Source organism: Burkholderia sp. Bp8994 (assembly GCF_003853805.1).
Classification (GTDB): domain Bacteria; phylum Pseudomonadota; class Gammaproteobacteria; order Burkholderiales; family Burkholderiaceae; genus Burkholderia.
Genome location: NZ_QTQH01000005.1, coordinates 137,184 through 163,209, shown reverse-complemented (window position 1 = coordinate 163,209; position 26,026 = coordinate 137,184). Strand labels below are relative to the sequence as shown.

General features: G+C 65.6%; 21 protein-coding genes, 1 tRNA gene and 1 pseudogene. 7 read left to right on the top strand and 16 right to left on the bottom strand.

Annotation, left to right across the window (positions count from 1 at the left end; all coding sequences use genetic code 11):
* Nucleotides 1–10: 10 nt before the first annotated feature.
* From infB to DIE04_RS06895, 7 genes are all read right to left on the bottom strand, one after another.
* Entirely contained in the window at nt 11–2,932 is a 2,922-nt protein-coding gene (gene infB, locus DIE04_RS06925; protein WP_124522556.1) for a translation initiation factor IF-2, read from the bottom strand.
* A gap of 91 nt (nt 2,933–3,023) precedes the next feature.
* Entirely contained in the window at nt 3,024–4,499 is a 1,476-nt protein-coding gene (gene nusA, locus DIE04_RS06920; protein WP_044846033.1) for a transcription termination factor NusA, read from the bottom strand.
* The gene (gene rimP / locus DIE04_RS06915) at nt 4,499–4,957 is read right to left on the bottom strand and encodes a ribosome maturation factor RimP (RefSeq protein ID WP_124572948.1); all 459 of its coding nucleotides are present in this window, start codon (nt 4,955–4,957) and stop codon (nt 4,499–4,501) included. The genes nusA and rimP overlap by 1 nt, the downstream gene beginning before the upstream one ends.
* Before the next feature lie 418 nt (nt 4,958–5,375).
* On the bottom strand, nt 5,376–7,085 hold the full coding sequence (gene rluB / locus DIE04_RS06910) for a 23S rRNA pseudouridine(2605) synthase RluB (RefSeq protein WP_124522554.1): 1,710 nt from the start codon (nt 7,083–7,085) through the stop codon (nt 5,376–5,378).
* Nucleotides 7,086–7,145: 60 nt separating this feature from the next.
* Nucleotides 7,146–8,168: an SMC-Scp complex subunit ScpB gene (gene scpB / locus DIE04_RS06905; RefSeq protein WP_124488900.1), complete on the bottom strand. Its 1,023-nt coding sequence runs from the start codon at nt 8,166–8,168 to the stop codon at nt 7,146–7,148.
* A 272-nt stretch (nt 8,169–8,440) separates the two neighbouring features.
* Nucleotides 8,441–9,643, bottom strand: a complete 1,203-nt coding sequence (locus DIE04_RS06900) for a pyridoxal phosphate-dependent aminotransferase (RefSeq protein ID WP_124522552.1) — start codon at nt 9,641–9,643, stop codon at nt 8,441–8,443.
* A 66-nt stretch (nt 9,644–9,709) separates the two neighbouring features.
* Complete coding sequence (locus DIE04_RS06895; RefSeq protein ID WP_124572946.1) at nt 9,710–10,612, bottom strand: LysR family transcriptional regulator; 903 nt, start codon at nt 10,610–10,612, stop codon at nt 9,710–9,712.
* Nucleotides 10,613–11,043: 431 nt separating this feature from the next.
* On the opposite strand from DIE04_RS06895, the pseudogene DIE04_RS06890 reads away from it, so the two are divergent.
* A pseudogene (locus DIE04_RS06890) lies at nt 11,044–11,439 on the top strand (transposase); the annotation flags it as partial.
* 202 nt (nt 11,440–11,641) lie between these two features.
* A complete protein-coding gene (locus tag DIE04_RS06885) occupies nt 11,642–11,893 on the top strand; it encodes a hypothetical protein (RefSeq protein WP_124488897.1) in 252 nt (83 codons plus the stop codon).
* A gap of 181 nt (nt 11,894–12,074) precedes the next feature.
* Here DIE04_RS06885 and DIE04_RS06880 read toward each other — a convergent pair whose 3' ends face one another.
* The gene (locus DIE04_RS06880) at nt 12,075–12,392 is read right to left on the bottom strand and encodes a hypothetical protein (protein WP_044846039.1); all 318 of its coding nucleotides are present in this window, start codon (nt 12,390–12,392) and stop codon (nt 12,075–12,077) included.
* 157 nt (nt 12,393–12,549) lie between these two features.
* Here DIE04_RS06880 and DIE04_RS06875 point away from each other — a divergent pair, with 157 nt between their 5' ends.
* The 3 genes from DIE04_RS06875 to DIE04_RS06865 all read left to right on the top strand — a co-directional run bounded on the left by DIE04_RS06875 (nt 12,550) and on the right by DIE04_RS06865 (nt 14,162).
* Complete coding sequence (locus DIE04_RS06875; RefSeq protein WP_124522596.1) at nt 12,550–13,266, top strand: YdcF family protein; 717 nt, start codon at nt 12,550–12,552, stop codon at nt 13,264–13,266.
* A 223-nt stretch (nt 13,267–13,489) separates the two neighbouring features.
* Nucleotides 13,490–13,768, top strand: a complete 279-nt coding sequence (locus DIE04_RS06870; protein ID WP_059608570.1) for a hypothetical protein — start codon at nt 13,490–13,492, stop codon at nt 13,766–13,768.
* Nucleotides 13,769–13,904: 136 nt separating this feature from the next.
* A complete protein-coding gene (locus DIE04_RS06865; RefSeq protein ID WP_006486090.1) occupies nt 13,905–14,162 on the top strand; it encodes a hypothetical protein in 258 nt (85 codons plus the stop codon).
* A 712-nt stretch (nt 14,163–14,874) separates the two neighbouring features.
* Here DIE04_RS06865 and bamC read toward each other — a convergent pair.
* The 3 genes from bamC to DIE04_RS06850 all read right to left on the bottom strand — a co-directional run bounded on the left by bamC (nt 14,875) and on the right by DIE04_RS06850 (nt 17,187).
* Nucleotides 14,875–16,083 (bottom strand): outer membrane protein assembly factor BamC, encoded by a 1,209-nt coding sequence (gene bamC / locus DIE04_RS06860; protein WP_124522548.1) that lies wholly within the window; start codon nt 16,081–16,083, stop codon nt 14,875–14,877.
* Nucleotides 16,084–16,223: 140 nt separating this feature from the next.
* Nucleotides 16,224–16,300 (bottom strand) — tRNA-Pro (locus DIE04_RS06855).
* A 173-nt stretch (nt 16,301–16,473) separates the two neighbouring features.
* Nucleotides 16,474–17,187: a methyltransferase domain-containing protein gene (locus tag DIE04_RS06850; protein ID WP_124488894.1), complete on the bottom strand. Its 714-nt coding sequence runs from the start codon at nt 17,185–17,187 to the stop codon at nt 16,474–16,476.
* Nucleotides 17,188–17,534: 347 nt separating this feature from the next.
* Here DIE04_RS06850 and DIE04_RS06845 point away from each other — a divergent pair, with 347 nt between their 5' ends.
* Both DIE04_RS06845 and DIE04_RS06840 read left to right on the top strand, forming a co-directional pair.
* Nucleotides 17,535–18,395, top strand: a complete 861-nt coding sequence (locus DIE04_RS06845; RefSeq protein ID WP_311766321.1) for a tyrosine-protein phosphatase — start codon at nt 17,535–17,537, stop codon at nt 18,393–18,395.
* Nucleotides 18,396–18,750: 355 nt separating this feature from the next.
* The gene (locus tag DIE04_RS06840) at nt 18,751–20,961 is read left to right on the top strand and encodes a hypothetical protein (RefSeq protein WP_124522529.1); all 2,211 of its coding nucleotides are present in this window, start codon (nt 18,751–18,753) and stop codon (nt 20,959–20,961) included.
* Between the two features lie 82 nt (nt 20,962–21,043).
* Here the strand turns inward: DIE04_RS06840 and DIE04_RS06835 are convergent, their stop codons facing one another.
* From DIE04_RS06835 to rplT, 5 genes are all read right to left on the bottom strand, one after another.
* Nucleotides 21,044–21,457: a MerR family transcriptional regulator gene (locus DIE04_RS06835; RefSeq protein ID WP_124488891.1), complete on the bottom strand. Its 414-nt coding sequence runs from the start codon at nt 21,455–21,457 to the stop codon at nt 21,044–21,046.
* Between the two features lie 61 nt (nt 21,458–21,518).
* Nucleotides 21,519–21,905, bottom strand: a complete 387-nt coding sequence (locus DIE04_RS06830; RefSeq protein WP_006486093.1) for an integration host factor subunit alpha — start codon at nt 21,903–21,905, stop codon at nt 21,519–21,521.
* A gap of 72 nt (nt 21,906–21,977) precedes the next feature.
* The gene (gene pheT, locus DIE04_RS06825; protein WP_124488890.1) at nt 21,978–24,407 is read right to left on the bottom strand and encodes a phenylalanine--tRNA ligase subunit beta; all 2,430 of its coding nucleotides are present in this window, start codon (nt 24,405–24,407) and stop codon (nt 21,978–21,980) included.
* A 96-nt stretch (nt 24,408–24,503) separates the two neighbouring features.
* Nucleotides 24,504–25,517, bottom strand: coding sequence for a phenylalanine--tRNA ligase subunit alpha (pheS, locus tag DIE04_RS06820; RefSeq protein WP_006753318.1), 1,014 nt, complete (start codon nt 25,515–25,517; stop codon nt 24,504–24,506).
* Nucleotides 25,518–25,666: 149 nt separating this feature from the next.
* Nucleotides 25,667–26,026, bottom strand: a complete 360-nt coding sequence (gene rplT, locus DIE04_RS06815) for a 50S ribosomal protein L20 (protein ID WP_004192938.1) — start codon at nt 26,024–26,026, stop codon at nt 25,667–25,669.

Sequence of the window (26,026 nt, the reverse complement as noted above, 5' to 3'; positions counted from 1 at the left end):
TACGCGACGATTACAGCGTCCGTGCGACTTCGGTCACTTCGAAGACTTCGAACTGGTCGCCTTCGATGATGTCGTTGAAGTTCTTCACCGACATACCGCACTCGAAGCCTTGCTTGACTTCCTTCACGTCGTCCTTGAAGCGCTTCAGCGATTCGAGTTCGCCCGTGAAGATCACGACGTTGTTGCGCAGCACGCGAACCGACGACGAGCGCTTGACGATACCGTCGGTGACCATACAGCCGGCAACCGTACCGACCTTCGGCACCTTGAACACCTGGCGCACCTCGACCATGCCGGTCACGACTTCGCGCTTCTCCGGCGCCAGCATGCCCGACATCGCGGCCTTCACCTCATCCACTGCGTCGTAGATGATGTTGTAGTAGCGGATGTCGATACCGTTCGCTTCGGCCAGCTTCCGCGCCTGTGCATCCGCACGCGTGTTGAAGCCGATGATGACCGCCTTCGATGCCGTTGCCAGGTTGACGTCGTTCTCGCTGATGCCGCCCACCGCGCTGTGCACGATCTGCACGCGCACTTCGTCGGTCGACAGCTTGAGCAGCGACTGCACGAGCGCTTCCTGCGAGCCCTGCACGTCTGCCTTGATGATGAGCGGCAGGTTCTGCACTTCGCCTTCGCCCATCTGCTCGAGCATGCTTTCCAGCTTCGCGGCCTGCTGCTTCGCCAGCTTGACGTCGCGGAACTTGCCCTGACGGAACAGCGCGATTTCGCGCGCCTTGCGCTCGTCCGGCAGCACGATCACTTCCTCGCCTGCACCCGGCACTTCCGACAGACCCTGGATTTCGACCGGGATCGACGGGCCGGCTTCCTTCGTCGGCTTGCCGTTCTCGTCGAGCATCGCACGCACGCGGCCGTAAGCCGTGCCTGCGAGCACGATGTCGCCGCGATTCAGCGTACCCGACTGCACCAGGATCGTCGCGACCGGGCCCTTGCCCTTGTCCAGCTTCGCTTCGATCACGATGCCCTTCGCCGGCGCCTCGACCGGTGCCTTCAGTTCCAGCACTTCGGCCTGCAGCAGCACGTTCTCGAGCAGGTCGTCGATACCGGCGCCCGTCTTGGCCGACACCGGCACGAACGGCGAATCGCCACCGTATTCTTCCGGCACGACGCCTTCCGCGACCAGCTCCTGCTTGACGCGGTCCGGGTTCGCTTCCGGCTTGTCGATCTTGTTGATCGCCACGACGATCGGCACGCCACCCGCCTTCGCGTGCGCGATGGCTTCCTTCGTCTGCGGCATCACGCCGTCGTCGGCAGCCACCACCAGCACCACGATGTCGGTCGCCTTCGCGCCGCGTGCACGCATTGCCGTGAACGCTTCGTGACCCGGCGTATCGAGGAACGTGATGACGCCGCGCGGCGTTTCGACGTGGTATGCGCCGATGTGCTGCGTAATGCCGCCCGCTTCGCCCGCTGCAACCTTCGCGCGGCGGATGTGGTCGAGCAGCGAGGTCTTGCCGTGGTCGACGTGACCCATCACGGTGACGACCGGCGGGCGCGGCAGCTGTTCCGCATCGGTACCGGTCTCGCCTTCGACCAGCAGTGCTTCCGGATCGTCCAGCTTCGCGGCAACCGCGCGGTGGCCCAGTTCCTCGACGACGATCATCGCCGTTTCCTGGTCCAGCACCTGGTTGATCGTGACCATCTGGCCCATCTTCATCATCACCTTGATGACTTCGGAGGCCTTGATCGACATCTTGTGCGCGAGATCGGCAACCGAGATGGTTTCCGGCACGTGCACTTCACGCACGATCGGTTCGGTCGGTGCCTGGAACGTCGATGCGCTGTCCTGGTGACGGCCGCGACCCTTCGGGCCGCCGCGCCAGCCGCGGTCGACGCCGCCGCTCGAATCGCCGCGCGTCTTGATGCCGCGGCGCTTCGCTGCGTCGTCCTGCCAGCCGCCCTTGCCGCCGCCCGGCTTCTTGTTGCGGTCGCCCGCGCCTGCCGGTGCCGTCGTGGCCGCCGGCGCTGCACCGGCCGGCTTCTTCACGGCCGGACGTCCCTGCGCGCCTGCGCCCGCCGGCTTTGCCGGCTTGTGCAGCGTGCCCTTCGCTTCGGCCGGCTTCGGCGGTTCCACCGGCTTCGGCGGCTCGACTGCCTTGACCACGGCCTTGCGCGGCGTGTTCATCATTTCGCGGATCGCGCGTGCTTCGGCTTCTGCCGCCGCGCGACGCTTGCTGATCTCTTCCTGCTCGGCGCGCGCCTTGTCCGCCGCCTCGCGGGCAGCATCCTCGGCCTTCTTCGCCGCTTCGCGCTGGGCCGCACGTTCGGCGGCCGCGCGTGCTTCATCCTGCGCGGACTGCGCACCGGCTGCTTCCTGCTGAGCCTCGGCGGCCTGCTGGGCAGCCGCCTGCTGTGCCGCTGCGGCTTCGGCCGCGGCACGCTTCGCCGCCGCTTCTTCCTCGGCACGGCGGCGCTCGGCTTCGGCCGCTTCCTCACGGGCACGGCGCTCGGCTTCCTCGCGCTCGAGGCGCTCCTGACGCTCGCGCAGTTCCTGCGCCTGCTTCTCGAGCAGCTCGGCCTCGCGGCGCGCTTCCTCCTCGCGACGCTTCAGTTCCGCATCGTCGTCCGCTTCGGCGACCTGCGCCTGACCCTGTTCCGCACCCTCGGCCACGTCGTCGCGCTTGACGAACGTACGCTTCTTGCGGACCTCGACCTGAATGGTGCGAGCCTTGCCCGTCGCGTCAGATTGCTTGATCTCCGACGTATGCTTGCGGGTCAGCGTGATCTTGCGCTTGTCGCCGTCGGTTGCGCCGTGTGACTTGCGCAAATGATCGAGCAGACGCGCCTTGTCCGCTTCGGACAGCGCATCGTCTTCACTCGCTTTCTGGACGCCCGCTGCCTGCAGCTGTTCGAGCAGCACACCAGCAGGCATTTTCAGTTCCGCGGCAAATTGGGCTACGTTGTTACTCGCCATTCATTCCTCTTAGTGCAAGGACCGATTCCTTGCGGTTAGCATCGGGTCAGGCCATACGGCCGCCATCAAATCAGTGCGCCATGGTCATTTCTCACTGGAACCAGTGTTCACGTGCTTTCATGATCAACGCCTTAGCGGCATCCTCTTCCATCCCGGTCATATCGACCAGTTCATCCACGGCCAGCTCGGCGACATCGTCGCGCGTCTGCATGCCGTGTTCGGCCAGCTTCGCGAGCAACTCCGGCGTGATGCCGTCGAGGCCCTTCAAATCCAGCGCTGCATTTTCAACCTTTTCTTCGTTCGCGATCGCCATCGTCAACAGTGCGTCGCGTGCGCGGTTGCGCAGTTCGTGCACGGTGTCCTCGTCGAACGCCTCGATTTCGAGCATTTCGTTGAGCGGCACGTACGCGATCTCTTCGAGGCTCGTGAAGCCTTCGTCGATCAGGATGTCGGCAACTTCTTCGTCGACGTCGAGACGCGCCATGAACAGCGAACGCAGTCGGTCGCGCTCTTCACCCTGCTTCAGGGCGGATTCGTCCGGCGTCATGATGTTGATCTGCCAGCCGGTCAGTTCGCTGGCAAGGCGAACGTTCTGACCGCTGCGGCCGATCGCGACAGCCAGCTCGTTCTCGTCGACGACGACGTCCATCGAGTGCTTTTCTTCATCGACGACGATCGACTGGACGGCTGCCGGCGCGAGCGCGCCGATCACGAACTGGGCGGGATCCTCGGACCATAGCACGATGTCGATGTTTTCGCCACCGAGCTCGTTGCGCACGGCCTGCACGCGGGAACCGCGGATGCCGACGCAGGTGCCGATCGGATCGATCCGCTTGTCGTAGGCGATCACGCCGATCTTCGCGCGCACGCCCGGATCGCGAGCGGCTGCCTTGATCTCGAGCAGGCCCTGCTCGATTTCCGGCACTTCCATCTCGAACAGCTTCATCAGGAACTCGGGCGCCGTGCGCGAGAGTTCGATCTGCGGGCCGCGCGCGGTGCGGTCGACCTTCGCGATGTAGGCACGCACGCGGTCGCCCACGCGCAGGTTTTCCTTCGGGATCAGCTGGTCGCGGCGCAGCAGCGCTTCGACACGGCCCGATTCGACGATGAAGTTGCCCTTGTCGAGGCGCTTCACCGTGCCGGTCATGATCTTTTCGCCGCGCTCGAGGTAGTCGTTCAGAATCTGCTCGCGTTCGGCATCGCGCACCTTCTGCAGGATCACCTGCTTCGCGGCCTGCGCGCCGATACGGCCGAACTCGATCGACGGCACCGGCTCCTCGATGAATTCGCCGACTTCGACGTCGGGCTTCTGCTCACGTGCTTCGAACAGCAGGATCTCGCGATCCGGCTCCTGCAAGCCTGCCTCGTCGGGCACGACGAGCCAGCGACGGAAGGTTTCGTGCTCGCCGCTTTCGCGATCGATATGGACGCGGATTTCGGCGCCTTCGTCGAACAGCTTCTTGGAAGCGGAAGCGAGCGCGGCCTCGAGGGCGCCCAGCACCACATCCTTGTCGACGTTTTTCTCGCGCGCCAGCGCATCCACCAGCATCAACACTTCGCGACTCATTATTTGCGGCTCCTAAAGTCAACTTGCGGAATCAGGCGGGCTTTGTCGATATCGGCCAGCGTGAAATCCAGCATGGCTGCCTCGCCCTTCTTCCTCTCAAATTCCAAACCGATCGTTTCGCCATTCGGCGCGCGCAGAATGCCCCGGTACGTCTTGCGCCCGTCCAGCGGCTTTTTCAAGGTCACGGAAACTTCGCTGCCGGCGAAGCGCTCGAAGTCGGCCAGCTTCTTCAACGGGCGGTCGAGCCCCGGGGACGAGACTTCGAGCCGTTCGTAATCGATGTTTTCGACCGTCAAGACGTGCTGGAGCTGACGCGTGACCTTTTCGCAATCTTCGAGCGAGATGCCGGCAGGCTGATCGATGTAGATGCAAAGCATGCCGCGCCCGGTGCGCTCGAGATCCACCAGCTCGTAGCCGAGCCCGGTGACCGTGGTTTCTATCAGTTCCGTCAGTTGCACAGTGTCCTCTCAGGTGTTCGCGCCCGCCGCTCGCGATTCACCCGCGGGCGCGCGCCTTAGCCGGCGCAGGAAGCGCTACCCGAGATGCCTAACCGTTTCAGCAAAAAAAAATGGGCGGAACGCCCATCTTCTTACTGGTGGTCGCACCTGAGCCGCACATTGAATCCGTACGCCCAGCGACTCCGCGATTATAGCGATTTTTGGCGCAAACGCCAAGCCAGCCGGTAAAAGCAGCGTCCAGCCCGCCTTTACCGACCAAAAATGCGAAACCGGACTGTCCGACCAGGCGGCATAGTCCGGCAGCGCGATATATATACAGTCAAAAGCAAACCACGCGGGGCGAGGTGCCGACCCAATCGGACTCATGCCGATATCGCCGGCACACCGGCGGCTTCATGCCGCCGGACGCCACAAACGCTCAGCGGCCCCGCGAGCGATTGCGCTGCGGACGCTGACCGCCGCGCGCACCGCCACCGCCGTTGCCGGCGCCTTCGGCGCGATTGCCGTTGGGATTGCGGTTGCCGCCCTTGCCGCCGCCGCGCTTGCCGCCAGCGCCTTCACGCTTGGGGCCCGCGCCATACGACGCGCGATTGCCATCGACATCGCGACCGCCACCCGAGCGGTTGCCATAGCCTGACGGCGAAACCGGCAAGCTGCCGTAACCGCTCAGGCCGGGCAGGCCCGGAGCGCCGCGCCGGCCGCCACCGCGACGCGGCTGGTCGAGCTGACCATGCGTCGTCAGCACCGGCTCGCGGCCGATGAAGCCCATCGACGTCTGCATCGGATCCGGCTGGCGGCGCTCGGCCTGCCCTGCACCACCGCGCTTGCCCTTTTCCTCGGACGGCGCCTTCAGGCCGACGGTCGCCATCAGCTTGCGCACCTGCGCCTCGTCGAGCTCTTCCCAGCGGCCGCGCTTCAGGCCGCGCGGCAGCGGGATCGGACCGTGACGCGTACGGATCAGGCGGCTCACCATCAGGCCGGCCGCCTCGAACATCCGGCGCACTTCGCGGTTGCGGCCTTCGGCCAGCGCAACGTGATACCAGTGGTTCGTGCCTTCGCCGCCGCCGTCGCGGATGCGCAGGAAGTTCGCCGGGCCGTCATCGAGCTCGACGCCATGCAGCAGTTTCTGCCGCATCCCTTCGGACAGTTCGCCGACGACGCGCACCGCGTACTCGCGTTCGACGCTGTAGCGCGGATGCATGAAGCGGTTCGCGAGATCGCCCGACGTCGTCAGCATCAGCAGGCCTTCGGTGTTGAAGTCGAGACGGCCCACCGCGAGCCATTTCGCCGTCTTCATCGGCGGCAGGCGGTCGAACACCGACGGACGACCTTCCGGGTCCGCGTGGCTGACGATCTCGCCGGTCGGCTTGTGGTACAGCAGCACGCGCGGCGGCTTGTTCGGCAGCTTGCGCTTGACCGGCTTGCCGTTGATGCGAACCTGATCGGTCGGCATGATGCGCTGGCCGATATGCGCGGGCTCACCGTTCACCGACACGCGGCCGGCGACGATCAGCTCTTCCATTTCGCGGCGCGAACCCATACCGGCTTCCGCGAGCACCTTGTGGAGCTTCGGCGCGTCGTCGTCCGGCGACAGCACGCGCTTGTTCGCCGGCTGGCTGCGGCCGCGACGCAGCATCGGCGCACGTACGCCGCTGCCGCCCGCCGAATTGTCCGCGTCGAATGCCGGCGACGTCACATAGGCGAACAGATCGTCCTGCGACGCTGCGTCGCCTTCGGCCTTCGCCGCGCCGCCCTCGGCCTTCGCCGAACCGCCGCGTCGCCCCTGGCCGCCTTGCCCGCCCTGGGCGCCCTTGGCTGCGCCTTCGCGCTTGCCGGCCGGCTTGCGGCCACCCTTGGCCGCACCTTCCTTGCGCGGCGCGCGTGCGGGCTGCGCTTCCGCCGCGTCGGCCGGCTGCGCTTCCGCGCCCTCGCCGCCCTGCGACTCGCCATCGCCCTTCGACTTGGCTGCCGCGCGGCGACGCGCGATCAGGCTGCGCGGGCCGCGCCGCAGGCCGCGGCGGGGACGCTCGTCACCACCCGCGGCCGGAGCGTCCTGCTCCGGCGCATCGTCGGCACGCGCGGCCTGCACGGCAGGCGCGGACGATTCAATATCGTGGATATCAGTCAAAACAACCTCAAAATGTCAGGTCTCGCGCCCGACTCGGGCGCGGCAAGAAGTCGGCCGCGATCAGGCGCGGCGCTGTTCGGGTTCTGCTTCGTCGTCCGGCAGCGCGTCGGCGCCGATGGGCGCGCTGGCACTGCGTACGGCGTCGGCGAGGCTGTCGGACGTATCGTCCAGCAACTCGCCGTCCGCGGGACGGGAGCGTGAGGCGTCGGCCTGGCCAGCCTCGCCCGGCATGTCGCCGGCCGCTTCCGCTCCGTCTCCGGCAACCGCGTCGGCAGCCGGCTTGCGATCTTCCTCGTTCCACACCGCGTGCAGCGGCTCGGGCTGCTCGCCGGCCGGCGCTGCTTCGGCGCCGCCCTGTTCGCTCTGAACGCGATCCGCTTCCAGCGTATCGCGGTTCGGCATTTCCTGCGTCGGCGCGCCTTCCGTTGCGGCGTCGCCCGGCAATTCGTCCGGCCGAACGTGCGACTCGTCCGCCGCCGCCTCGCCGGCTTCCGGCACCGCGTCCGCCGCCGGCGCATCGCCGTCGAAGTCCATCGCCTGCTGCGCGAGCAGCGCGGCTTCGATGTTCGCCGCCGGCTCCTCGAGCGCCGGCAGGTCGTCGAGCGCCTTCAGGCCGAGATCGTCGAGGAACTGCTTGGTCGTCGCGTACAGCGCCGGGCGGCCCGGCACGTCGCGATGCCCGATCACCTCGATCCAGCCGCGATCCTCGAGCTGCTTGACCACCTGCGTATTGACCGTGACGCCGCGAATCTCTTCGATGTCGCCACGCGTGACGGGTTGCCGATACGCAATGATCGCGAGCGTCTCGAGCACCGCACGCGAATATTTCGGCGGCTTCTCGGGATGCAGTCGGTCCAGGTAATGGCGCATCGCCGGCTTGCTCTGGAAGCGCCATCCGGTTGCCAGCGCCACCAGTTCGACACCGCGGCCGGACCAATCCTGTTTCAGATCTTCGAGCAACGTGCGGACCGTGTCAGCCGACACGCCGTCGGCAAAGAGCTTGCGCAAATCGCCGAGCTTCAGCGGTTCCTGCGCGCAGATCAAAGCAGTCTCGAGGACGATCTTCGCCTCTTGGGTATTCATGCAGCTAGGCCAGACCCTGTGGTCAAACGAACCGGATCAACAAACAGACGAAAGGAACGGAAGACGCGCTCGCCCGATTCTGATCGGTCATATTGATGGGAGCACGAACCGGGGGCGGCGAACCAACTTCAAGCCAGGCCCAAACCGGACGGAACAGCACGGTTCAACGACGGAACCGCGTGACTGAGCGCCATCTTACGCAAAATTGCCCGGTGCGTAAAGATGAGCCGAAAGGCCCGCCGCCCGCATGCCGCACCCGCTCCGCCCCCGCTTCAACGCAGGCCTGCGCCGCGCGCGAGGAACGCCCGCAAGCGCTCGACGCCTGCCTCGAGCCGCACCGGATCGCACGCGTAGCACCAGCGCACGAACCCTTCCCCCTCCGGGCCGAACGCGCGGCCGGGCGCCAGCCCGAGCCCCGCCTCGCGCACCAGCGACTTGCAGAACGCAAGACTGTCGTCCGCGCCCGGCAACCGCAGGAACAGGTACATCGCACCCGGCGGAGGCGGCACGTCGACGCCCGGCAACGTGCGCAGCGCGGCGACCAGGTGGTCACGCGCACCGCGCAGCGCCGCGACGAACGACTGCACGAACGGCTCGCCGTCACGCAGCGCGACTTCTCCCGCGGCCTGGATGAAACCCGGCGCGCACGATGTGTTGTACTCGACCAGCTTCGACAGATCGCCCATCACCGACGCCGGCGCGACCAGCCATCCGAGCCGCCAGCCCGTCATCGCCCAGGCCTTCGAGAACGAATTCACGACGATCACCCGCTCGTCGCGCGATGCGATGTCCAGGAACGACGGCGCGCCGTCCGTGCCGAACACGAGCCGCTCGTATACCTCGTCGGCGACCACCCAGATGCCGTGGCGCCGGCAATGCGCGAGCACGACCTGCTGGTCGTCGCGGGACATCACCCAGCCGGTCGGATTGTTCGGCGAGTTGACGAACAGCATCCGCGTGCCGGGCGTCAGCGCCGCGATCAGCCGGTCGACGTCGAGCCGCCAGCCCGCATCGCCATGGCGGAGCGACACGCACTCGACCTGTGCACCGAGGATCTTCGGGATCTCGACGAGGTTCGGCCAGAGCGGCGTGACGGCGACGACGCGGTCGCCCGGGCCGACCAGCAATTGCGCGGCCAGCATCAGCGCGCTCACGCCCGAACTCGTCACGGCGATCGTATCGGCCGCCGTCGCACCGTGACGCGCACCGACATAGGTCGCAATCGCGTTGCGCAGCGACACGGTGCCGAGGTTGTGCGTGTAGAAGGTCGCACCGTCGCGCAGTGCCGCGGCAGCCGCGTCGCGAATGAATTCGGGCGTCACGCGATCGGATTCGCCGAACCAGAACGGCAGCACGTCGGGTACGCCGAAGCCGGCGTTCGCCACTTCCCGGATCAGCGACGGACGCAGCGCCTGAACTGCGCTGCGCGCCGCCGGCTCGCCCGTCGCCGGGCCGACATCTGCGGAATGCGTCATCGAGAACCGCCACCGAGGAACACGATCCGCGTAGTGTACCGGCGTGCGCGCCCGATCCGCACCCTTTCAGTCGAGATCCTCCGCCCGCGCCGGCATCTGGCGCACGAGTTCCCAGATCGCCTGCGCGGCCGGCGACAGCGAGCGGTCGCTGCGGCGCACCAGCTCGACGGTGCGCTCGGTACGCGGCGTCAGCGGCCGCGCGACCAGTGTCGATCCGGCCGGCAGCGGCAGCGACAGCCACGGCTGCACGCTCACCCCGACGCCGGCCTCAACGAGCCCGAACACCGTCGCCGAATGCCCGAGCTCCTGCATGACCGTCGCATTGACCCGATGGGCGGCCAGCGCGGCGTCGATCAGCGGCCGGCTTCCGGACGCATGGTCGAGCAGCACGAGACGCTCGCCGTCGAGCGCCGTCCACGGCACCTCGGCCCGCGCCGCGAGCGGATGATCGGCGCGCGCGACCAGGCAGAACGAGTCGGTCATCAACGGTTCGCATACGAGATCGGCAACGGCGAGCGGCCCGATGACGACGCCGAAATCGACTTCGCTCGACTTCACCTTGCGCAGGACGTCGCTCTGCACGTCGTCACGCAGGCCGAGCGTGACGAACGGGAACTGGCGCTCGCACGACGCGACGACGCGCGGCATCAGCCGGCACGCGATCGTCGGGCTCGCTGCGACGATCACGCGCCCCCGCCGCTGCTCGCCGATCTCGCGAATCTCGCGCAGCGTGTCGTCGAGATCGGCGATCAGGCGGGACACGCTCGCGATCAGGTTCGTCCCGACGTCGGTCAACTGCACGTCGCGCGTCGTCCGGTCGATCAGCTTCAGTCCGAGCTCGGTCTCGAGTTCGCGCACGCAACGGCTGACCGCGGACTGCGTGAGCCCGATCTCGTCGCCCGCGCGACTGAAGCTCCGGAGCCGCGCAACCTCGATGAATACGCGAAGCTGGCGCAGCGTAACGTTCATCCCCTCTCCTCATCAATCGTCGATACCGATGCGCGATTTTAATGCGCGCCATCGTCTTCGATGTGCGAATCCGGCACCGGCAGCACATGTTTCGCTGCGGTGCAATATCGACGCAAACGCACGTAGCACGGGCGACTTGCACAAGATTGGTGATTGTCCTGATTTGCTGGCGGGTTATTTTGGCGTCTTATACGCCCCTAGCTGACTTAGCCGTCAGCCCGCTGCCAAGCGGCTCTCACGGGAATCGCCTCAGACATGGCACACATCGTGCTTTATCTGACGTACAGGGCGCAGGTCGAGTCGGGACAGAGGGCAGAAACGCCGCTGCCGGCCAACCGGAAGCCCCCACCCGGCACTCGACGCTCGAGTGCTTGAAGAGTGCGCGGCGCAGGGCAGCGCACCGGAGTTAGCTTCGCTGAGGTGAGGACATGATGCTGTTCGACGATTTGAGAGATAACGAGTGGGCGCTGGTCGAAGGTCTGTTTTGCTCGGAACCCGCACGCAGTGAACGGCGCGGCCGTCCCCGCGTGGAGGCCCGTTCGGTGGTAAACGCCGTGCTGTGGGTACTGTCGACGGGTGAAGGCTGGTCGAAGCTGCCGGGCCGCTATCCGTCGCCGCCGACCTGCCGCCGTCGCTTCGACGAATGGCAGGCAGACGGCACGCTCGCCGAAATCGTCAAGCGACTCGGCACGAGCGGCCGCCAGATCTCGCTGCGCGGGCGCATCGGGGCGAGCGCGACGAAGCCGCCAGCACCGCCGAGCCGCGACCGGCTGCGCGGCGCCTTCTGGACCAACCCGGAATCCTGGCGCGCCCCCGTGAAGATGGCGTAACGCATGCTCGATCGGGCGGCTTCGGCCGCCCGGTTTCTTTCAGTGCCACGCGCTTTTGCGCGGCGCTCGCGTCGTCGTCGATTGCGCCTGTCGTGCGGCGATACATCTATTTACGATTATTTACAGCAAGCCTGCACTCCCACGCTTACCTTAGCGAAATATCAACAGGCCGCGCCGGTGGCTTGAAGGGAGCCCCGCCATGAAACCAATGTCACTGCTCGTCGCATGCGGCATTGTCATTTCGCTGGCGCTGACCGCCCCCGCTCGCGCGGACGATCGCGCGAAGCCGCCTCACCACCAGCAGGATCATCGGAACACCCTTCGCCAGCAACCGCCCGCCGCGCCGCCCAATCGGCAGACCGTGCCGCGTGGCGATTTGCGCGGCGACATCGCCAGCAACGCGCGCGCGCGCACTGGCTCGCAGCCGACCGACCTGCCGCGTCATCCGTAGTCCGCGGGATTTCGTCAAAGAAAATTACCGGATTCGGGAACTGCCCGACATGCGACGAGTCACATTCGTTGCCATGAGCACAGCGTGGCAACAGCAAAAGTATCCGGTACGCCCGTATCCTCGCGATACGGGCTTTTTTTTGCGTCGTCGGTGGCCGGCGCGCGAGAACGGGAGTGCGCCGCTACAGGCGGCTTTCGAGAATCGCCACGGCGCTCGCTTCGCTCAATGCGTAGTCGTCCATACGGCGATCGGTCCAGGAAAGCAGTTTCTCGTCACGCTCGAGGCGCGCGCATTCGGCACGACCGTTGTCGGTCAGCACCGCGATGTCGACCGGCGCATGGAAACCCGGTGCGGGAGCAACGGTCTTCTGCCTGACCGTGTCCATCAGCCCCAGCGACCGGAGATACTCGAACACGCCCGGGCGGCGCGCCCACGGTACCTGGCGGTACTGCACTCGTCTCAATGCGTCGAGCACCGCTTCGTTGGAATACGTGGTCATCTCGATTCTTTCTTAAAGTGCAGCGACAATGCGAAGCGGCGCGCCGGGCGGGAGCTCCGCCCGCCGATACCGCCACCGATTCTGGGGGCCGACGTTCGGCGTCGCGTCAGGGCCGGATCGTCAGCCGTCCATAAAAAGACACCATACCCCAATCAAATTGATTCTGTTCGATTCATTTGTACTTCTCTTCATCGGTTTCATGCTCTGCCGCAAGCGGCGGCGACTCATCGCGATCGCGAGCGTCGCGCTATTCTGGCTGCTCGCGACAGGCTGGCTCGCCGCGCCGCTCATCGCGTGGACCGAGGCGGGCGTGACGCCGGTCGAGCGCCCCGACATGCATGGCCGGACCACGCTGATCATCATCGGCGCCGGCACGCGGCGCAGCGACACCGGCCTGCGACCGCCTCCCGACGGGGAAGCACGCATCCGCGCGACCGCGGCGCTCTACCGCACGTGCCGGCAGCAGGCCACCCGCTGCACCGTGGTGATGTCGGGCGGCGACCCGCAACGTCACGGCGAAACCGAGGCGGCCGTCTACGGGCGCCTGCTGGTCGCGGCGGGTGTCGCTTCCAGCGACCTCGTCCTCGAGCCGAACAGCCGTACCACCTACGAAAATGCGAAATTCACTACATCTATACTACGCTCACAACATGACGACACGCGCATTCTCGTCACGTCGTCCTATCAGATGCGCCGCGCATTGCTCGATTTCCGCCGCTTCGACATCGATCCGCAACCCGTTTATGCGAACCGCCGGCGCGCGCAAACGGGCTGGCTGCCCCGCTGGCACAACCTGGAAGACGCGAATCAGGCATTGCACGAACTGATCGGCATCGCACAATTCCACGTCTACCGATGGCTCGGCTGGTTTTGATGGCGACGCTTGCACCGGCGGCGAATGCGACGGTGCCGCCCCGGGATGGCATGCGCATGACGGAATGCACGAAGTGTTGCGCGACTTCAACGGGGCCTTGCGCTGTGCCTCGATCCGGTGCACATTGATCCGTCACTTTTGTTACACTCGACACGCACTCGATTGCAGTCGCCAGACAAAACGGCAACATTCGGGTTCATCACCACTTAGCGGAGGTAAAGCAATGAAGAAGACGTCCCTGGCTATTCTGGTCGCGATGTCGGCGCTGACTGGCGCAGCGTATGCGCAAGAGAGCACGCAAATCCAGACCATCACCGACCCGGCGAAGATCGCCGAGATCGAGCAGCGCGCACAGGCACTGCAACAGCAGCAAGCAGCCGAGGCTGCACAGCCGGCGGCGCAGGAAGAGCACCACGGCAAGAAGGCTGCTCACCACAAGGCAGCGAAGAAGGCTGGCAAGAAGGCCGCCAAGGCCGCTCCGGCAGACGCTGCCAGCCAGTAAGTTCGGCGGCACCGCACAAGCGAAAAGCCGAATCCGGGCAACCGGGTTCGGCTTTTTTGGTTGCGGCGCCTGCGCGCTGTGCTAAAGTCGCGCACCGAAATTTTCCACCCGTGCGCACCCCGGTGCGGAGGACAGCATGAGCAACATTCAACTCGACATCGAGTGGACCGAAGCAGCCACTCGCAAGATCAAGCAACTGATGCCGCGCGGCTCGGACGACGCCTTTCTCGCGCTGCCGCCGATCGAGTGCCTGCCGATGGAGGGCGACGTGCTTTTCCTCGGCCCGCAAGGCAAGCAGCAACCGTTCATCGTCGCCGAACGCCAGTATCACCACGACGGCGATGCCGACTGGACGATCATCCTGATCCTTGACGTACCCAGCGCGTCGCACTGACGCGTCGCGGCGGCCGGCAACGCGTCCGGCCGCACCGCCCTGCTCGCACGCGCTGCGACTGCACGCGAACCCCGGGCCGATCGAGCCGGTCCGCGTCCGTTTCGCGATTGAGCGGCGTGTGAGTGGAACGCTCACACACCGCCAACGCGACCTCGCCCTACCGGCGCTCGCCGGATGCGAACCGCGCCGCCCCCACTCCAATTGATTGCGAATCACCGAATCCCGCACAGGCCGGATCGGCGCCCTCGCATTGCGGCCCCACCAAAAAAAATTGCCCGCGCTTCATACGAAGCGCGGGCGAAACCGTCGCCCTACGAGGATAGGCGACGGGGCCATCGAGACCCGCGCGCGGCGCGGATCATCATCGGTTGTGCCCGCGCTCGCAGCGCCGGCATCTGGGGACGTCGAAACCGTTGGTCGGGCGTTCGCGACGCCTGCCCGGTCTCTGGCACCACCCTCCCTGTCCTAACGATTCGAACTAATAAAGCAGTTTGCGTGCCAGGTGCATTTTCGAAAGCACGTCATTGATCCATAAGGATATTTTCCGGGACCATGACGATGTAACACCCGTTCCGCCGCCGTAACGCGCGGATGTTACGTAACGTCACAAGGCGGAGCAGCCGAACGTCCCGCACACGCCGACGTCACGGCGCGCGACCATAAAAAAAGCCCGCCGGGCGGCGGGCTTGTTCGACGAGCGGGATCGTCGCGATCAGCGCAGCTGATTCACGAGCAGCCCCATGATCTGCCGGGCCGGCGACGACGAATCGATCGCACCCGAATCGTCGACGACTGCCACACGCGTCTGGTCGGCCGTCAGCGCCTTCACGTTGACGCGATACTGCTTCGCCTGCTTTTCCTTCTTGCCGTGGAACAGTTGGCTCCAGAAGCCCTGCTCGGCCGCGCTCAGATCCTTCGGATCGACATAACGCACGAAATACAGACCCTTCGTGCGATCGCGATCGTCGACCGTGAAGTTCGCGCGATCGAGTGCGAGGCCGACGTGCAGCCACGACCGGTCGTACGGCTCGCCGAGCGTGACTTCGGACGGCACTGCACTCGTGTCGACGTCGTTCGCTTGCGACGACGTACGCGCGACGTTCTGCGCAGCAATCGCCGCGGCAGCCGCCTTCGATGCGTCGGTATCGGCCTTCTTGTCCTTCTGCACCGTGTTGTCGTTGATGTTCGCGACCGGCGGCTCGCCGTTCTTCGCACGCTGCTCGTTCTGCGCAAGCACCGCCATCAGCCGCTTCAGGTATTCCGTCTCGAGCGCCGGATCGTTCGGCTTCGCTTCCCACTTGCTCGAATCGTTGTTCGCGCCGGTGATCGCCTCGCGCATGCCCTTCTGGCTGACGAACACATAGGTGCCGCCGTTCGGCGCCGAATCGAGGCGCGTGCGGTACTTGTTGCGCTCGGCCGTCACGTACGAATTGCCCATCGCTTTCGAGATCACACTGCGGATCAGGCCGTCGTTGATCTGCGGATGGGTCTCGTTCCAGTCGGTTTCCATCACGCCCTTGTCGCGCTGGTCGACGACGAGCAGGAAGCCCTGCTCCTGCCAGAAGCGGCGCACTTGCGGCCAGATGTCGCCGGGCTTCTTGCCGTCGATCACGAGCCAGCTCTCGGTGCCGTCGCGCTGGATATGCATGCCGGCCACGGCGGGCGCGACGGTATCCGTCGCGGGCGCCGTGTGCTGGACCTGCTGAAGCGCGGACAGGGAAGTCGCGCCGCCCTGCGGCGGCAGCGAACGCTGATCGGCCGTCTCGTCGAGCATGTTGGGCGGCACTGCGAGCGACGCTTCCTTCGATTTCGAATCGCTCTTGTAGTCCACTTTCGTGGGCGACGACGTACCGCAACCGGCGACGAGCGCGCCAGTGGCGAGCACTGCAGCGAACCGCATGGTAAGACGAAGATCAGTCATGTTCGGGGAATCCTCTTCCGCTAAATCACGGCGCTTTCCGTGGATCAACCTTGCATTTTACCGGGGCCGCGCCGGGATGTGCAAAAAAGCGACGGGCAAGAAAAAACCCGCGTCAGCCTGAACTGACGCGGGTTCTTATCTGGTCGGGGCGAGAGGATTTGAACCTCCGACCACCTGCACCCCATGCAGGTACGCTACCAGGCTGCGCTACGCCCCGAAAGAAAAAAATTATAACAGAGAGTTGGCCGGTTTAGAACGGGTCGCATGCATTTTGTGCATGTCCCTGCCGAAATTTTTTGTGGCGCACCGTGGCATGACGGATCCGACACGAACGGCGACGCACATGACGCCCCGCCGGTCCGTCGTCCGTCCACGCGATCCGCCTGACGCTCACGCGCTGCGCGCGACACAGATCACCGTGAGCCCCGCCAACCGGTTGAACCGGAACATCGGCAACTCGGCGCGGCAGATCAGCTTGAGCAAACCATTGACTACCGGATTGTGTCGACGCAGTTGCGACGCGGGTTCGCGTGGCTGGCGACGCGCTCGCTCGCTCAGTCGCAATGCCGCCGCGAGCGGAAACGTGAAGCCGAAGTAGTAAGCGCCGCGCTCGACCTCGAGCCCCGCACGGCGCACGACGTCTTCGAGGCCGTCGAGCGTATACCTGCGCTTGTGTTCGAGAAAGTCGTCGTGCGCGCTCCAGAGGAACTGAAACGCGGGAACGGTGATCAGGAAGCGGCTGCCCTTCGGCACGCCGGCCACATATTGTGCAAGCAGCCCGACATCGTCGTCGACGTGCTCGAGCACGTCCATCAGCAACACGAGATCGGCATCGAGCCGATTGACGGCGCGGCGAAAATGGACGGGCTTGCCTGCCGCCTCGCCGTCGGTATCGTCGGCGTAGCTCGTGTCGACACACCACGCTTCCGTCGCCTGCGTGCGCTCGAGCAAATGTTTCGAAAAGAAACCCGAGCCCGCGCCGACATCGAGTATCCGGTTTGCATCCGCCGCGCCCAGGAACCGGCGAATCGCGCTCGCCTTCGACGCGTAGTACCAGTGATCGCCGACGTCCGCTCCCAATACGTCGAGTTCCTTCAGATCCATGACGCCTCCCCCGTGTCGGCCACCATGCTTCGATCATCAAGCTACTGACGCCGATCTTACCGCGCCGCAGCCGTCGCACGCATCGCAAGTTGCGCGAATTGCACCGCGCCCGCATCGCGTCCTAGTCGAAAAGGACGATGGCCGTTTCGCCGCGAATCGCTACCGTGCGCTTACCCGGCGAGAGATCGACGCGCCCGGCGCATCGTCCGACTGCAGGCCGATCGAGATCGCAGATCTGCGCGTTGCCGCGCGGCGCGCCGGGCCGGCAGCGACTTCGATCGCAACGGCGGTCGCAACTTCCCGTGACAGTCTCCGACAAAGGTCAGTGAATGCATCAGAAAAACGAAATTTCCCGACGACACTTTCTCCGGCTGGGCGCCGGCACGTTCGGCATCGCGCTGGGAAGCGCGTCGTTTCTGTCCGCGTGCGGCGGCGATTCGATCGCGATCGCCCCCGTCACGACGCCCAGGCTCGCCTCGGTAGCGAATTTTCGCGATACCGCAGGACCGGACGGAACGGGCTATGCCACCCCGAGCGGCGCAGCGATGAAAAAAGGCGTGATCTACCGGTCGTCCGCGCTCACGTTTTCCGCGGCCGACGTCGCAACGGTCGATACGCTCGGCATCACGCAGGTGTGCGACCTGCGCACGACCTCCGAGATCCAAGCGCAGCCGGATGTACCGTTGGCTGGCGCCATTTGGCAGAACCTCAACGTGCTCGGCGCCGCCAATCTCGGCCCGCTGCCGACCAGCGGCGCGACGGCCACGGCCTTCATGATGAGCATGTATCGGGCGTTCGTGACGTCGGAAACCGCACGCACGAGCTACCACGCGTTGTTTGCCGGCTTCGCGTCGTCCGGCGGCAATCTGGTCTTCCACTGCACGGCCGGCAAGGATCGCACCGGCTGGGCGACGGCCATCCTGCACACGATCCTCGGTGTCCGCCCGCAGACGATTCTCGCCGACTATTTGCTGACCAACGTCTACAGCGCGTCGGAAATCGCCGCCTATGTCGCGCAGGCGCAGAAGCGCGGCGGGCAGGATGCGGCCGACATGATGGCCGCGCTGCAAGGCGCGCAAGCCGCCTATCTGCAGGCGGCGTTCGATCAGGTCGTCGCGTCGTATGGCTCGATGACGTCGTACATCGAGAACGGCCTGCAGCTCGACGCGTCGACGCAGAATGCGATCCGGCAGCGCATGCTGGTCTGACCGATCACGCAGGCGGCGCTGGCGACAGCGCGGCTGTCATCGCACTGCCGCCGCGCCCGGACCGGACACGGCCTTCATCCGGCACGAAACCCGGCGTCAACCCACGCCGCCGGGTTTGCCGATCCGGCGCAATGCGCGCCGCCCGCCCCTCGACCGCAAAACCAAACGACCGTTTGATATTGCCGCCCCGACGCCGCGAATCCTTTGCCCTGTCGTGCGCCGACCGGTGTTGCCCGCACGCCCGCTGTTTGGTAACGCCGCTCTAGCGCGCTATGCCACACTGCACGGCATCGACGACTGCGCCGCGCATCGATCGCGCGCCCTCGCCGGTCACGACAAGACATGGAGACAGACGATGCGGAATTCGGTCCGGCGCGGCCATCGCACGCCCTTGGCAAGTTTCGACTGGATGGCCGGCCTGCGACGCGCGGCCGCCCCGGTTTCACACGGCACCGCTCGCGCATTCGGCTGCGGTGCGCTTGCGCTCGCGCTGCTCTGCACCGGCTGCGCGGAACCGGCCGCGCAGCGCGACGGCAACGCGTCGGTCGCATCGACGAAGATCGAGCGCGCCAAAGCCGAACGCCTCGCTCACGAACAGCAGATCGCCCGCACGGTGCCGTCGCTCGCGTCGATCAACCTCACGCAGCCGCGCCCGTTCACGCTGCGCGACTCGGGCCAGAACGGCGCGATGACGTTCCTGCGCGACGTCGATTTCCGCATCGTCAACAACCTCGGCTTCTTCATCCATCAACTGTCCGCGACGCTCGTGCCGACGCAGGCCGGCGCCCCCATCGTGTTCGACGACCCGACGAGCTTCGAGATCGACGTACACGAAGGCGCGGTCACGCTCGACAACGCAAAGCTGACCGCGCTCTTCGACACTTACATCTTCGGTTACCGCAACGCGCCGCTGCGCAAGCTCGCCGTATCGGCCGGCGACAGCGTGATCCATCTTCAAGGCGAGATGCAGCGCGACGGCTGGGTGCCGTTCTCGCTGACCGGCACGCTCGCGATCCGCGACGGCAGCCAGCTCGTATTCCACCCGACCGGCGTGCGCGTGTCGGGCATCAACGCGCAGCCGGTCATGCGCGCGGCCAACGTGAAGATGGCCGATCTGCTGAAGGTGGAAACACCGATCGCGCGGCTCGCCGGCGACGACCTCGTGATGTCGGTCGACAAGCTGATGCCGCCGCCACGGCTGAAGATCCGGATCACCGCGCTGCGCGTTACACCGGCCGGCCTCGACCTGACGCTCGACGACGGCTCGCACGCCGGCTTCGCGCTCCCCGCGAACGCGCCGCAACAGGCGATGTACATCCGCGGCGGCGACGTGAAATTCATGCGCTCGATGCCGATGAACGCCGACATCCTGATCGGCCCGGTCGATCCGACGAAGCGCGACCAGCACTTCGTGTTCGACCTGTACCACTATCGCGACCAGGTTTCGGCCGGCTATTTCAATTTCGACGAAAGCGGCGCGATGGCGATCCGGATGCCGTCGTACGCGGGCCCCGCGAGCGGCGCCGCGCTCGGCAATGCAGCCGCTCGCCTGAACGACAGCTTCCTCGCCGCGCAGCAGAACGCGTTGCGCGACTCGCGCCAGCACTGGGAAGCGTTTGCACTCGCGGCCAGCGCACCGCAACCCGGCATGCAGAAAGTCGCGATGCGGCGCTCGTCGATCGCTCCGTTCAACGAACGGCACGTGTCGAACCGCAACCCGACGATCCACCTGCACAACGTCGACTTCAACCTGTCCGGCGACATCGGCTTCCATGTCGAGGATCTCGACGTGCAGCTGATCGCGAAACGCCCGGGCGAACCGGTCGATCTCGACGATCCGAACCAGTACGACATCCGCATTCTCGGCGGAACGGTCGTCGAATCGTGGAAGGCGATGTCGGCGCTCTTCAACAACTACCTGCTCGACTACTCGCCGCGCTCGCTGAACGACCTGCAGTTGAGCGCAGATGGCCAGGACCTGCGCGTCCAGGGCGGCATCAAGCTCTGGAATCACGTGCCCGGCGTGTGGCTGCCGACCGACATGAAGGGCACGCTGTCAGTGCTCGACGACCGGCACCTCGCGTTCAAGCCGGCGCAGGTATCGGTGCTCGGCATCCCGCAGGCGAAGCTGCTGCGCTCGCTCGGCATCGAGCTCGCGTCGCTGACGCCGCTGCAGCGCCGCGGCGCGGAGCTGCGCGGCGACACGCTCGTGCTCGACCAGTACACCGTGTTTCCGCCGCCGGTGCTGAACGGCAAACTCGGCCAGGCGACGGTCGAACGCGACGGGCTGCGCCTCACGTTCCGGCGTGCCGCCGACGCGCCCGCGACGAAGCGGCCGCAGATCGACGCGCCGAGCTACATGTGGATGGAAGGCGGCGACATGAAGATGTTCAACGTGCTCGAACTGAACGTGCGCGCGCTGATCCGGAACTCGGCCGAGGCCGGCCCGATGCGTTTCGACCTGTACGGCTACCGCAGCCAGGTCGCGCAGGGCTCGGTGCGGATGCTGCCGGACGGCACGCTGGTCGTCGACATGGGCAAGCCGAACCCGCTCGCATCGCGCTGACCCGCCGAGCACGAGCCCGCGTGCATGAAAAAACCCGGCGGCGCATCGCCGACCGGGTTTCCTGTTGATTCGAGCGTTGCGCTCAGTCGTGTTTGAGTCCGTCGATCACATCGAGGAGCGCCTGCCGCAACGCGATCACGTCGACCGTTGCACCCGGCTTGCCCGATACTCGCACGTCGCCGGCCGGCACATCGGGCTCGGCCGGCGCCGCGGCAGCGCGCTCGCCGCCCGGCGAATCGAGCCGGTTGCGCGCCCCGTTGATCGTGAATCCCTGTTCGTACAGCAACTCGCGAATCCGCCGGATCAGCAGCACTTCGTGGTGCTGATAGTATCGGCGATTGCCACGCCGCTTCACCGGCCGCAACTGCGTGAATTCCTGTTCCCAATAACGCAGCACGTGCGGCTTGACCCCGCACAGTTCGCTGACTTCACCGATCGTGAAATAGCGCTTCGCGGGAATCGGAGGCAAGACGACTTTCTCAACCGTAGTGGTCATCGTCGGTTAACCGTCGGTAAAGAATGCGCGGCGGCCGCGCGGAGACTTCGGCGCGCGGGCGTTACTCCGCGCCGTTTTCGACCAGCGCCTTCAGCTTCTGGCTCGCGTGGAAGGTTACCACCCGGCGGGCCGCGATCGGAATCGCCTCGCCCGTCTTCGGGTTGCGGCCCGGACGCTGCGGCTTGTCGCGCAGCTGGAAGTTGCCGAACCCCGACAGCTTGACGCTTTCGCCGTTTTCGAGCGCGTCGCGGATCACTTCGAAAAACGCCTCGACCATGTCCTTCGCTTCACGCTTGTTCAGCCCGACGCTGTCGAACAGCAGCTCCGCCAGCTCCGCTTTCGTCAGCGTCGGCGTCTCGGTGGACGCCGGCGCCGAAGCGTCGCGGTTCATGGCGCTGCGTTGCGCCGTCAGGAGGGCTTCGAATTCACTCGAGGTCATGTCGTTCATATCTGCCATACAGCGCGTTAAACCAAAACTCACGATGGGGAAGCGCCACCCGCGAACGGGCGGCTCCTCTCCTTAGCCGCGCAGGCGGGCACCCGCACGAGCCATCCGCTCGACCAGCGTCTGGATCGCCTGATCGACGACCTCGTCCTGTAGCGTGCCAGCCGCATCCTGCAGCGTCACGCGGAAGGCAAGGCTCTTCTCGTGCGCGGCAAGACCACCGGAAGTATTTGATTTTGCACGAAATTCGTCGAAGAGTACAACCTTCTGAACGAATCGGCAGGCGTCTTCGGCCAGCGCCTTCTTCATTTCATCGAAAAGTGCCTGAACCTCGACCGCCTGATCGACGACAACGGCGATATCGCGCCGTACCGGCGGGAATTTCGACACGTCGGTCGGCGCCGGCAGTGCACGCGCGATCAGCGCATCCGCGTCGATTTCGAACATCACCGGCGCGTGCGGCAGCTCGTACTTCTGCATCAGGCGCGGATGCAGCTCGCCGATCCAGCCGACCGCGCGGCCATCCACTTCGATGCGTGCGCTGCGGCCCGGATGGAGGGCCGGATGCTCGGCCTTCACGAAGCGCGCGGCGGCCGGCGCGAGCAGTGCCTCGAGGTCACCCTTCACGTCGAAGAAATCGACCGCGCGGGTCGCGACGCCCCACTGCTCGTCGACTGCCGGGCCGTACGCGAGCGCGCCGACACGCTTCGGTTGCGTGTAGCCTTCGACGGTCAACTCGCCGGCCTTCACCGACGAATCCGCGAGGAACACGCGCCCCGTCTCGAACACGCGCACGCGATCCGCGCGACGGTTCAGGTTGTGGCGCAGCACGGAGATCAGGCTGCCGAACAGCGTCGTGCGCATCACCGACAGCTGGCTCGCGATCGGGTTCAGCAGGCGGATCGGATTGTCGTTGCCGGCGAAGTCGTGCTCCCACTCCGCATCGACGAAGCTGAAGTTGACCGTTTCCGCATAGTCGCGCGCCGCGAGCGCGTGACGGATATCGTGGATCGAGCGCCGCGTCTCGTTGGTCGCGCGCATCTCGCTCGTCGCGACCGGCGGACGCGCGGGAATCTTCTCGAAACCGTAAATGCGCGCCACTTCCTCGATCAGGTCTTCCTCGATCTCGATGTCGAAGCGGTGCGACGGCGGCGTGACCAGGAACGCGTCGTCGTCACGCTCGAACGGCAGGCGCAGGCGCGTGAAGATGTTCGCGATCTCGTCGGCGTCGATCTTCACGCCGATGATGCGGTTCGCGCGCGATACGCGCATCTTCACCGGCGCACGCTGCGGCAGGTTCACTGCCTGGTCGTCGACCGGGCCGGCCTTGCCGCCGCAGATCTCGAGAATCAGCTGCGTGATGCGCTCGACGTGTTCGACGGTCGTCGCGTAGTCGACGCCGCGCTCGAACCGATGGGCCGCATCGGTCGAGAAGTTGTACTTGCGCGCGCGGCCACGGATGCTGTCCGGCCACCAGAACGCGGCTTCCAGGTAGATGTTGGTCGTATCGAGCGTGACGGCCGTGCTGTCGCCGCCCATGATGCCCGCGAGGCTTTCGACCTGACGGTCGTCCGCAATCACGCCGACCGTTTCGTCGAGCTCGACCGTGTTGCCGTTCAGCAGCTTCAGCGACTCGCCGCGCTTGCCCCAGCGCACTTCGATGCCGCCGTGGATCTTGTCCAGATCGAACACGTGCGACGGACGGCCGAGCTCGAACATCACGTAGTTCGAGATGTCGACGAGCGCCGACACGCTGCGCTGGCCCGAACGCTCGAGGCGCTCGACCATCCATTGCGGCGTCTTCGCATGCGCGTTCACGCCGCGGATCACGCGACCCGAGAAGCGGCCGCACAGATCGGGCGCAGCGATGCGCACGGGCAGCGTTTCGTCGAGCTCGACGCGCACCGGACGGATATCGACCGGCGTCAGCGGCGCGCCGGTGATCGCGGCCGTCTCGCGCGCGATGCCGAACACCGACAGGCAATCGGCCTTGTTCGGCGTCAGCTTGATTTCGAAGATCGTGTCGTCGAGATTGAGCGTATCGCGGATGTCCTGGCCGACCGGCGTGTCTTCCGGCAGGATCAGCAGGCCGCTGTGGTCCTCGGACAGCTTCAGCTCGCGCGCCGAGCACAGCATCCCCTGGCTCTCCACGCCGCGCAGCTTCGACAGCTTGATCGCGAACGGCTTGCCGCCCTCTTCTGCCGGCGGCAGTTCCGCGCCGACCAGCGCGACCGGCACCTTGATGCCGGGCGCCACGTTCGGTGCGCCGCACACGATATTCAGCGTCGCGCCGGTGCCGGCGTCGACCTGGCAGACATTGAGCTTGTCCGCATCCGGATGCTTGACGACTTCGAGCACGCGGCCGACGACGATCTTCGATGTCGGCGGCGCAGCCTTGCTCAGCGATTCGACTTCGAGCCCCGCCATCGTCAGCGCGTGCGACAGTTCGTCGGTCGTCAGCTGCGGGTCGACAAAGGTTCTCAACCAGGATTCAGGGAATTGCATGGATGTCTACGTTCGAAACAGGTTAGATCGGCGCCCGGCCCCCATCGGAAACGTCCGGCGGGGCATGCGCGGGCACATGTCGGCGCGGCGCGTGCGTTATGCGAACTGGCGCAGGAAACGCAGGTCGTTCTCGAAGAACAGCCGGAGATCCTGCACGCCGTAGCGCAGCATCGTCAGGCGCTCGAGGCCGCTGCCGAACGCAAAGCCGATGTAGCGCTCGGGATCGAGGCCCATGTTGCGGATCACGGTCGGATGCACCTGCCCCGAGCCCGAGATCTCGAGCCATTTGCCGGCGTTCTTGCCGTGCTCGAACATCATGTCGATCTCGGCCGACGGTTCCGTAAACGGGAAATACGACGGGCGGAAGCGCACGAGGATGTCGTCGCGCTCGAAGAATTTCTTCAGGAAGTCGGTATAGACGCCCTTGAGGTCGGCGAAGCTGATGTTCTCGTCGATCCACAGCCCCTCGACCTGATTGAACATCGGCGAGTGGGTCGCATCGCTGTCGACGCGATACGTGCGGCCCGGCGCGATCACCTTGATCGGCGGGCGGTTCATGCGCGCGTAACGCACCTGCATCGGGCTCGTGTGCGTGCGCAGCAGCAGCTGGCGGCCGTCGGCATCCTTGCCTTCGACGTAGAAGGTGTCCTGCATCGAACGCGCCGGATGGTTCTCCGGGCTGTTCAGCGACGTGAAGTTGTACCAGTCGGTCTCGATTTCGGGACCGTCGGCCACGTCGAAGCCGATCGAGCGGAAAATCTGTTCGACGCGCTCCCACGTGCGCATCACGGGGTGCAGGCTGCCTGCGCCGGCGCCGCGGCCCGGCAGCGTCACGTCGATCGCCTCGGCGGCGAGGCGCTGGTTCAACAGCGCGTCGGCGAGCGCCTGGCGGCGTGCGGTCAGCGCGGCTTCAACCTGCTGCTTCGCGACGTTGATGCGTGCGCCTTCGGTCTTGCGTGCTTCGGGATCGAGCTTGCCGAGGCCCTTGAGCAACTCGGTCAGCGCACCCGACTTGCCGAGAAAGCGTGCTTTCTCGTTTTCGAGCGTGGTGATGTCGGCAGCCTGTTCGAAGGACTGCTGCGCGTCGGCGACAATCTGGTCCAGATCCATAGATCCCATCATTTCCAACGTCATTCGGTCTTGGCGAGCGAAACTGCTCCACCAAACAAAAAAGGGGCTCGGAAGAGCCCCGTTTTCGCTGCAGCGGCCGAGACTACCGGAACGTCGCTGCAACTAACCACGCAGTGCTAATTTCGCAATTAGGCTGCAACGGCGGCTTTCACCTGCTTGACGATCGCAGCAAAAGCAGCCTTGTCGAACACCGCCATGTCGGCCAGAACCTTACGGTCGAGTTCGATCGACGCCTTCTTCAGGCCGTTGATGAACACGCTGTAGGTCATGTCGTGCTGGCGAACTGCCGCGTTGATACGCGTGATCCACAGTGCGCGGAACACACGCTTCTTGTTGCGGCGATCGCGGTACGCGTACTGACCAGCGCGCATCACCGCCTGCTTGGCGATGCGGTAGACGTTATTGCGACGGCCGCGATAACCCTTGGCCAGGTTGATGATCTTCTTGTGGCGGGCCCGTGCGGTTACCCCACGTTTGACTCGAGGCAT

Bases quoted from the DNA above. Each gene is read 5' to 3' on its own strand.
- infB (WP_124522556.1), bottom strand. From the start codon at position 2,932: ATGGCGAGTAACAACGTAGCCCAATTTGCCGCGGAACTGAAAATGCCT.
- nusA (WP_044846033.1), bottom strand. From the start codon at position 4,499: ATGAGTCGCGAAGTGTTGATGCTGGTGGATGCGCTGGCGCGCGAGAAA.
- scpB (WP_124488900.1), bottom strand. From the start codon at position 8,168: ATGAATACCCAAGAGGCGAAGATCGTCCTCGAGACTGCTTTGATCTGC.
- DIE04_RS06900 (WP_124522552.1), bottom strand. From the start codon at position 9,643: ATGACGCATTCCGCAGATGTCGGCCCGGCGACGGGCGAGCCGGCGGCG.
- DIE04_RS06895 (WP_124572946.1), bottom strand. From the start codon at position 10,612: ATGAACGTTACGCTGCGCCAGCTTCGCGTATTCATCGAGGTTGCGCGG.
- DIE04_RS06885 (WP_124488897.1), top strand. From the start codon at position 11,642: ATGAAACCAATGTCACTGCTCGTCGCATGCGGCATTGTCATTTCGCTG.
- DIE04_RS06880 (WP_044846039.1), bottom strand. From the start codon at position 12,392: ATGACCACGTATTCCAACGAAGCGGTGCTCGACGCATTGAGACGAGTG.
- DIE04_RS06870 (WP_059608570.1), top strand. From the start codon at position 13,490: ATGAAGAAGACGTCCCTGGCTATTCTGGTCGCGATGTCGGCGCTGACT.
- DIE04_RS06865 (WP_006486090.1), top strand. From the start codon at position 13,905: ATGAGCAACATTCAACTCGACATCGAGTGGACCGAAGCAGCCACTCGC.
- bamC (WP_124522548.1), bottom strand. From the start codon at position 16,083: ATGACTGATCTTCGTCTTACCATGCGGTTCGCTGCAGTGCTCGCCACT.
- DIE04_RS06850 (WP_124488894.1), bottom strand. From the start codon at position 17,187: ATGGATCTGAAGGAACTCGACGTATTGGGAGCGGACGTCGGCGATCAC.
- DIE04_RS06840 (WP_124522529.1), top strand. From the start codon at position 18,751: ATGCGGAATTCGGTCCGGCGCGGCCATCGCACGCCCTTGGCAAGTTTC.
- DIE04_RS06835 (WP_124488891.1), bottom strand. From the start codon at position 21,457: ATGACCACTACGGTTGAGAAAGTCGTCTTGCCTCCGATTCCCGCGAAG.
- DIE04_RS06830 (WP_006486093.1), bottom strand. From the start codon at position 21,905: ATGAACGACATGACCTCGAGTGAATTCGAAGCCCTCCTGACGGCGCAA.
- pheT (WP_124488890.1), bottom strand. From the start codon at position 24,407: ATGCAATTCCCTGAATCCTGGTTGAGAACCTTTGTCGACCCGCAGCTG.
- pheS (WP_006753318.1), bottom strand. From the start codon at position 25,517: ATGGATCTGGACCAGATTGTCGCCGACGCGCAGCAGTCCTTCGAACAG.
- rplT (WP_004192938.1), bottom strand. From the start codon at position 26,026: ATGCCTCGAGTCAAACGTGGGGTAACCGCACGGGCCCGCCACAAGAAG.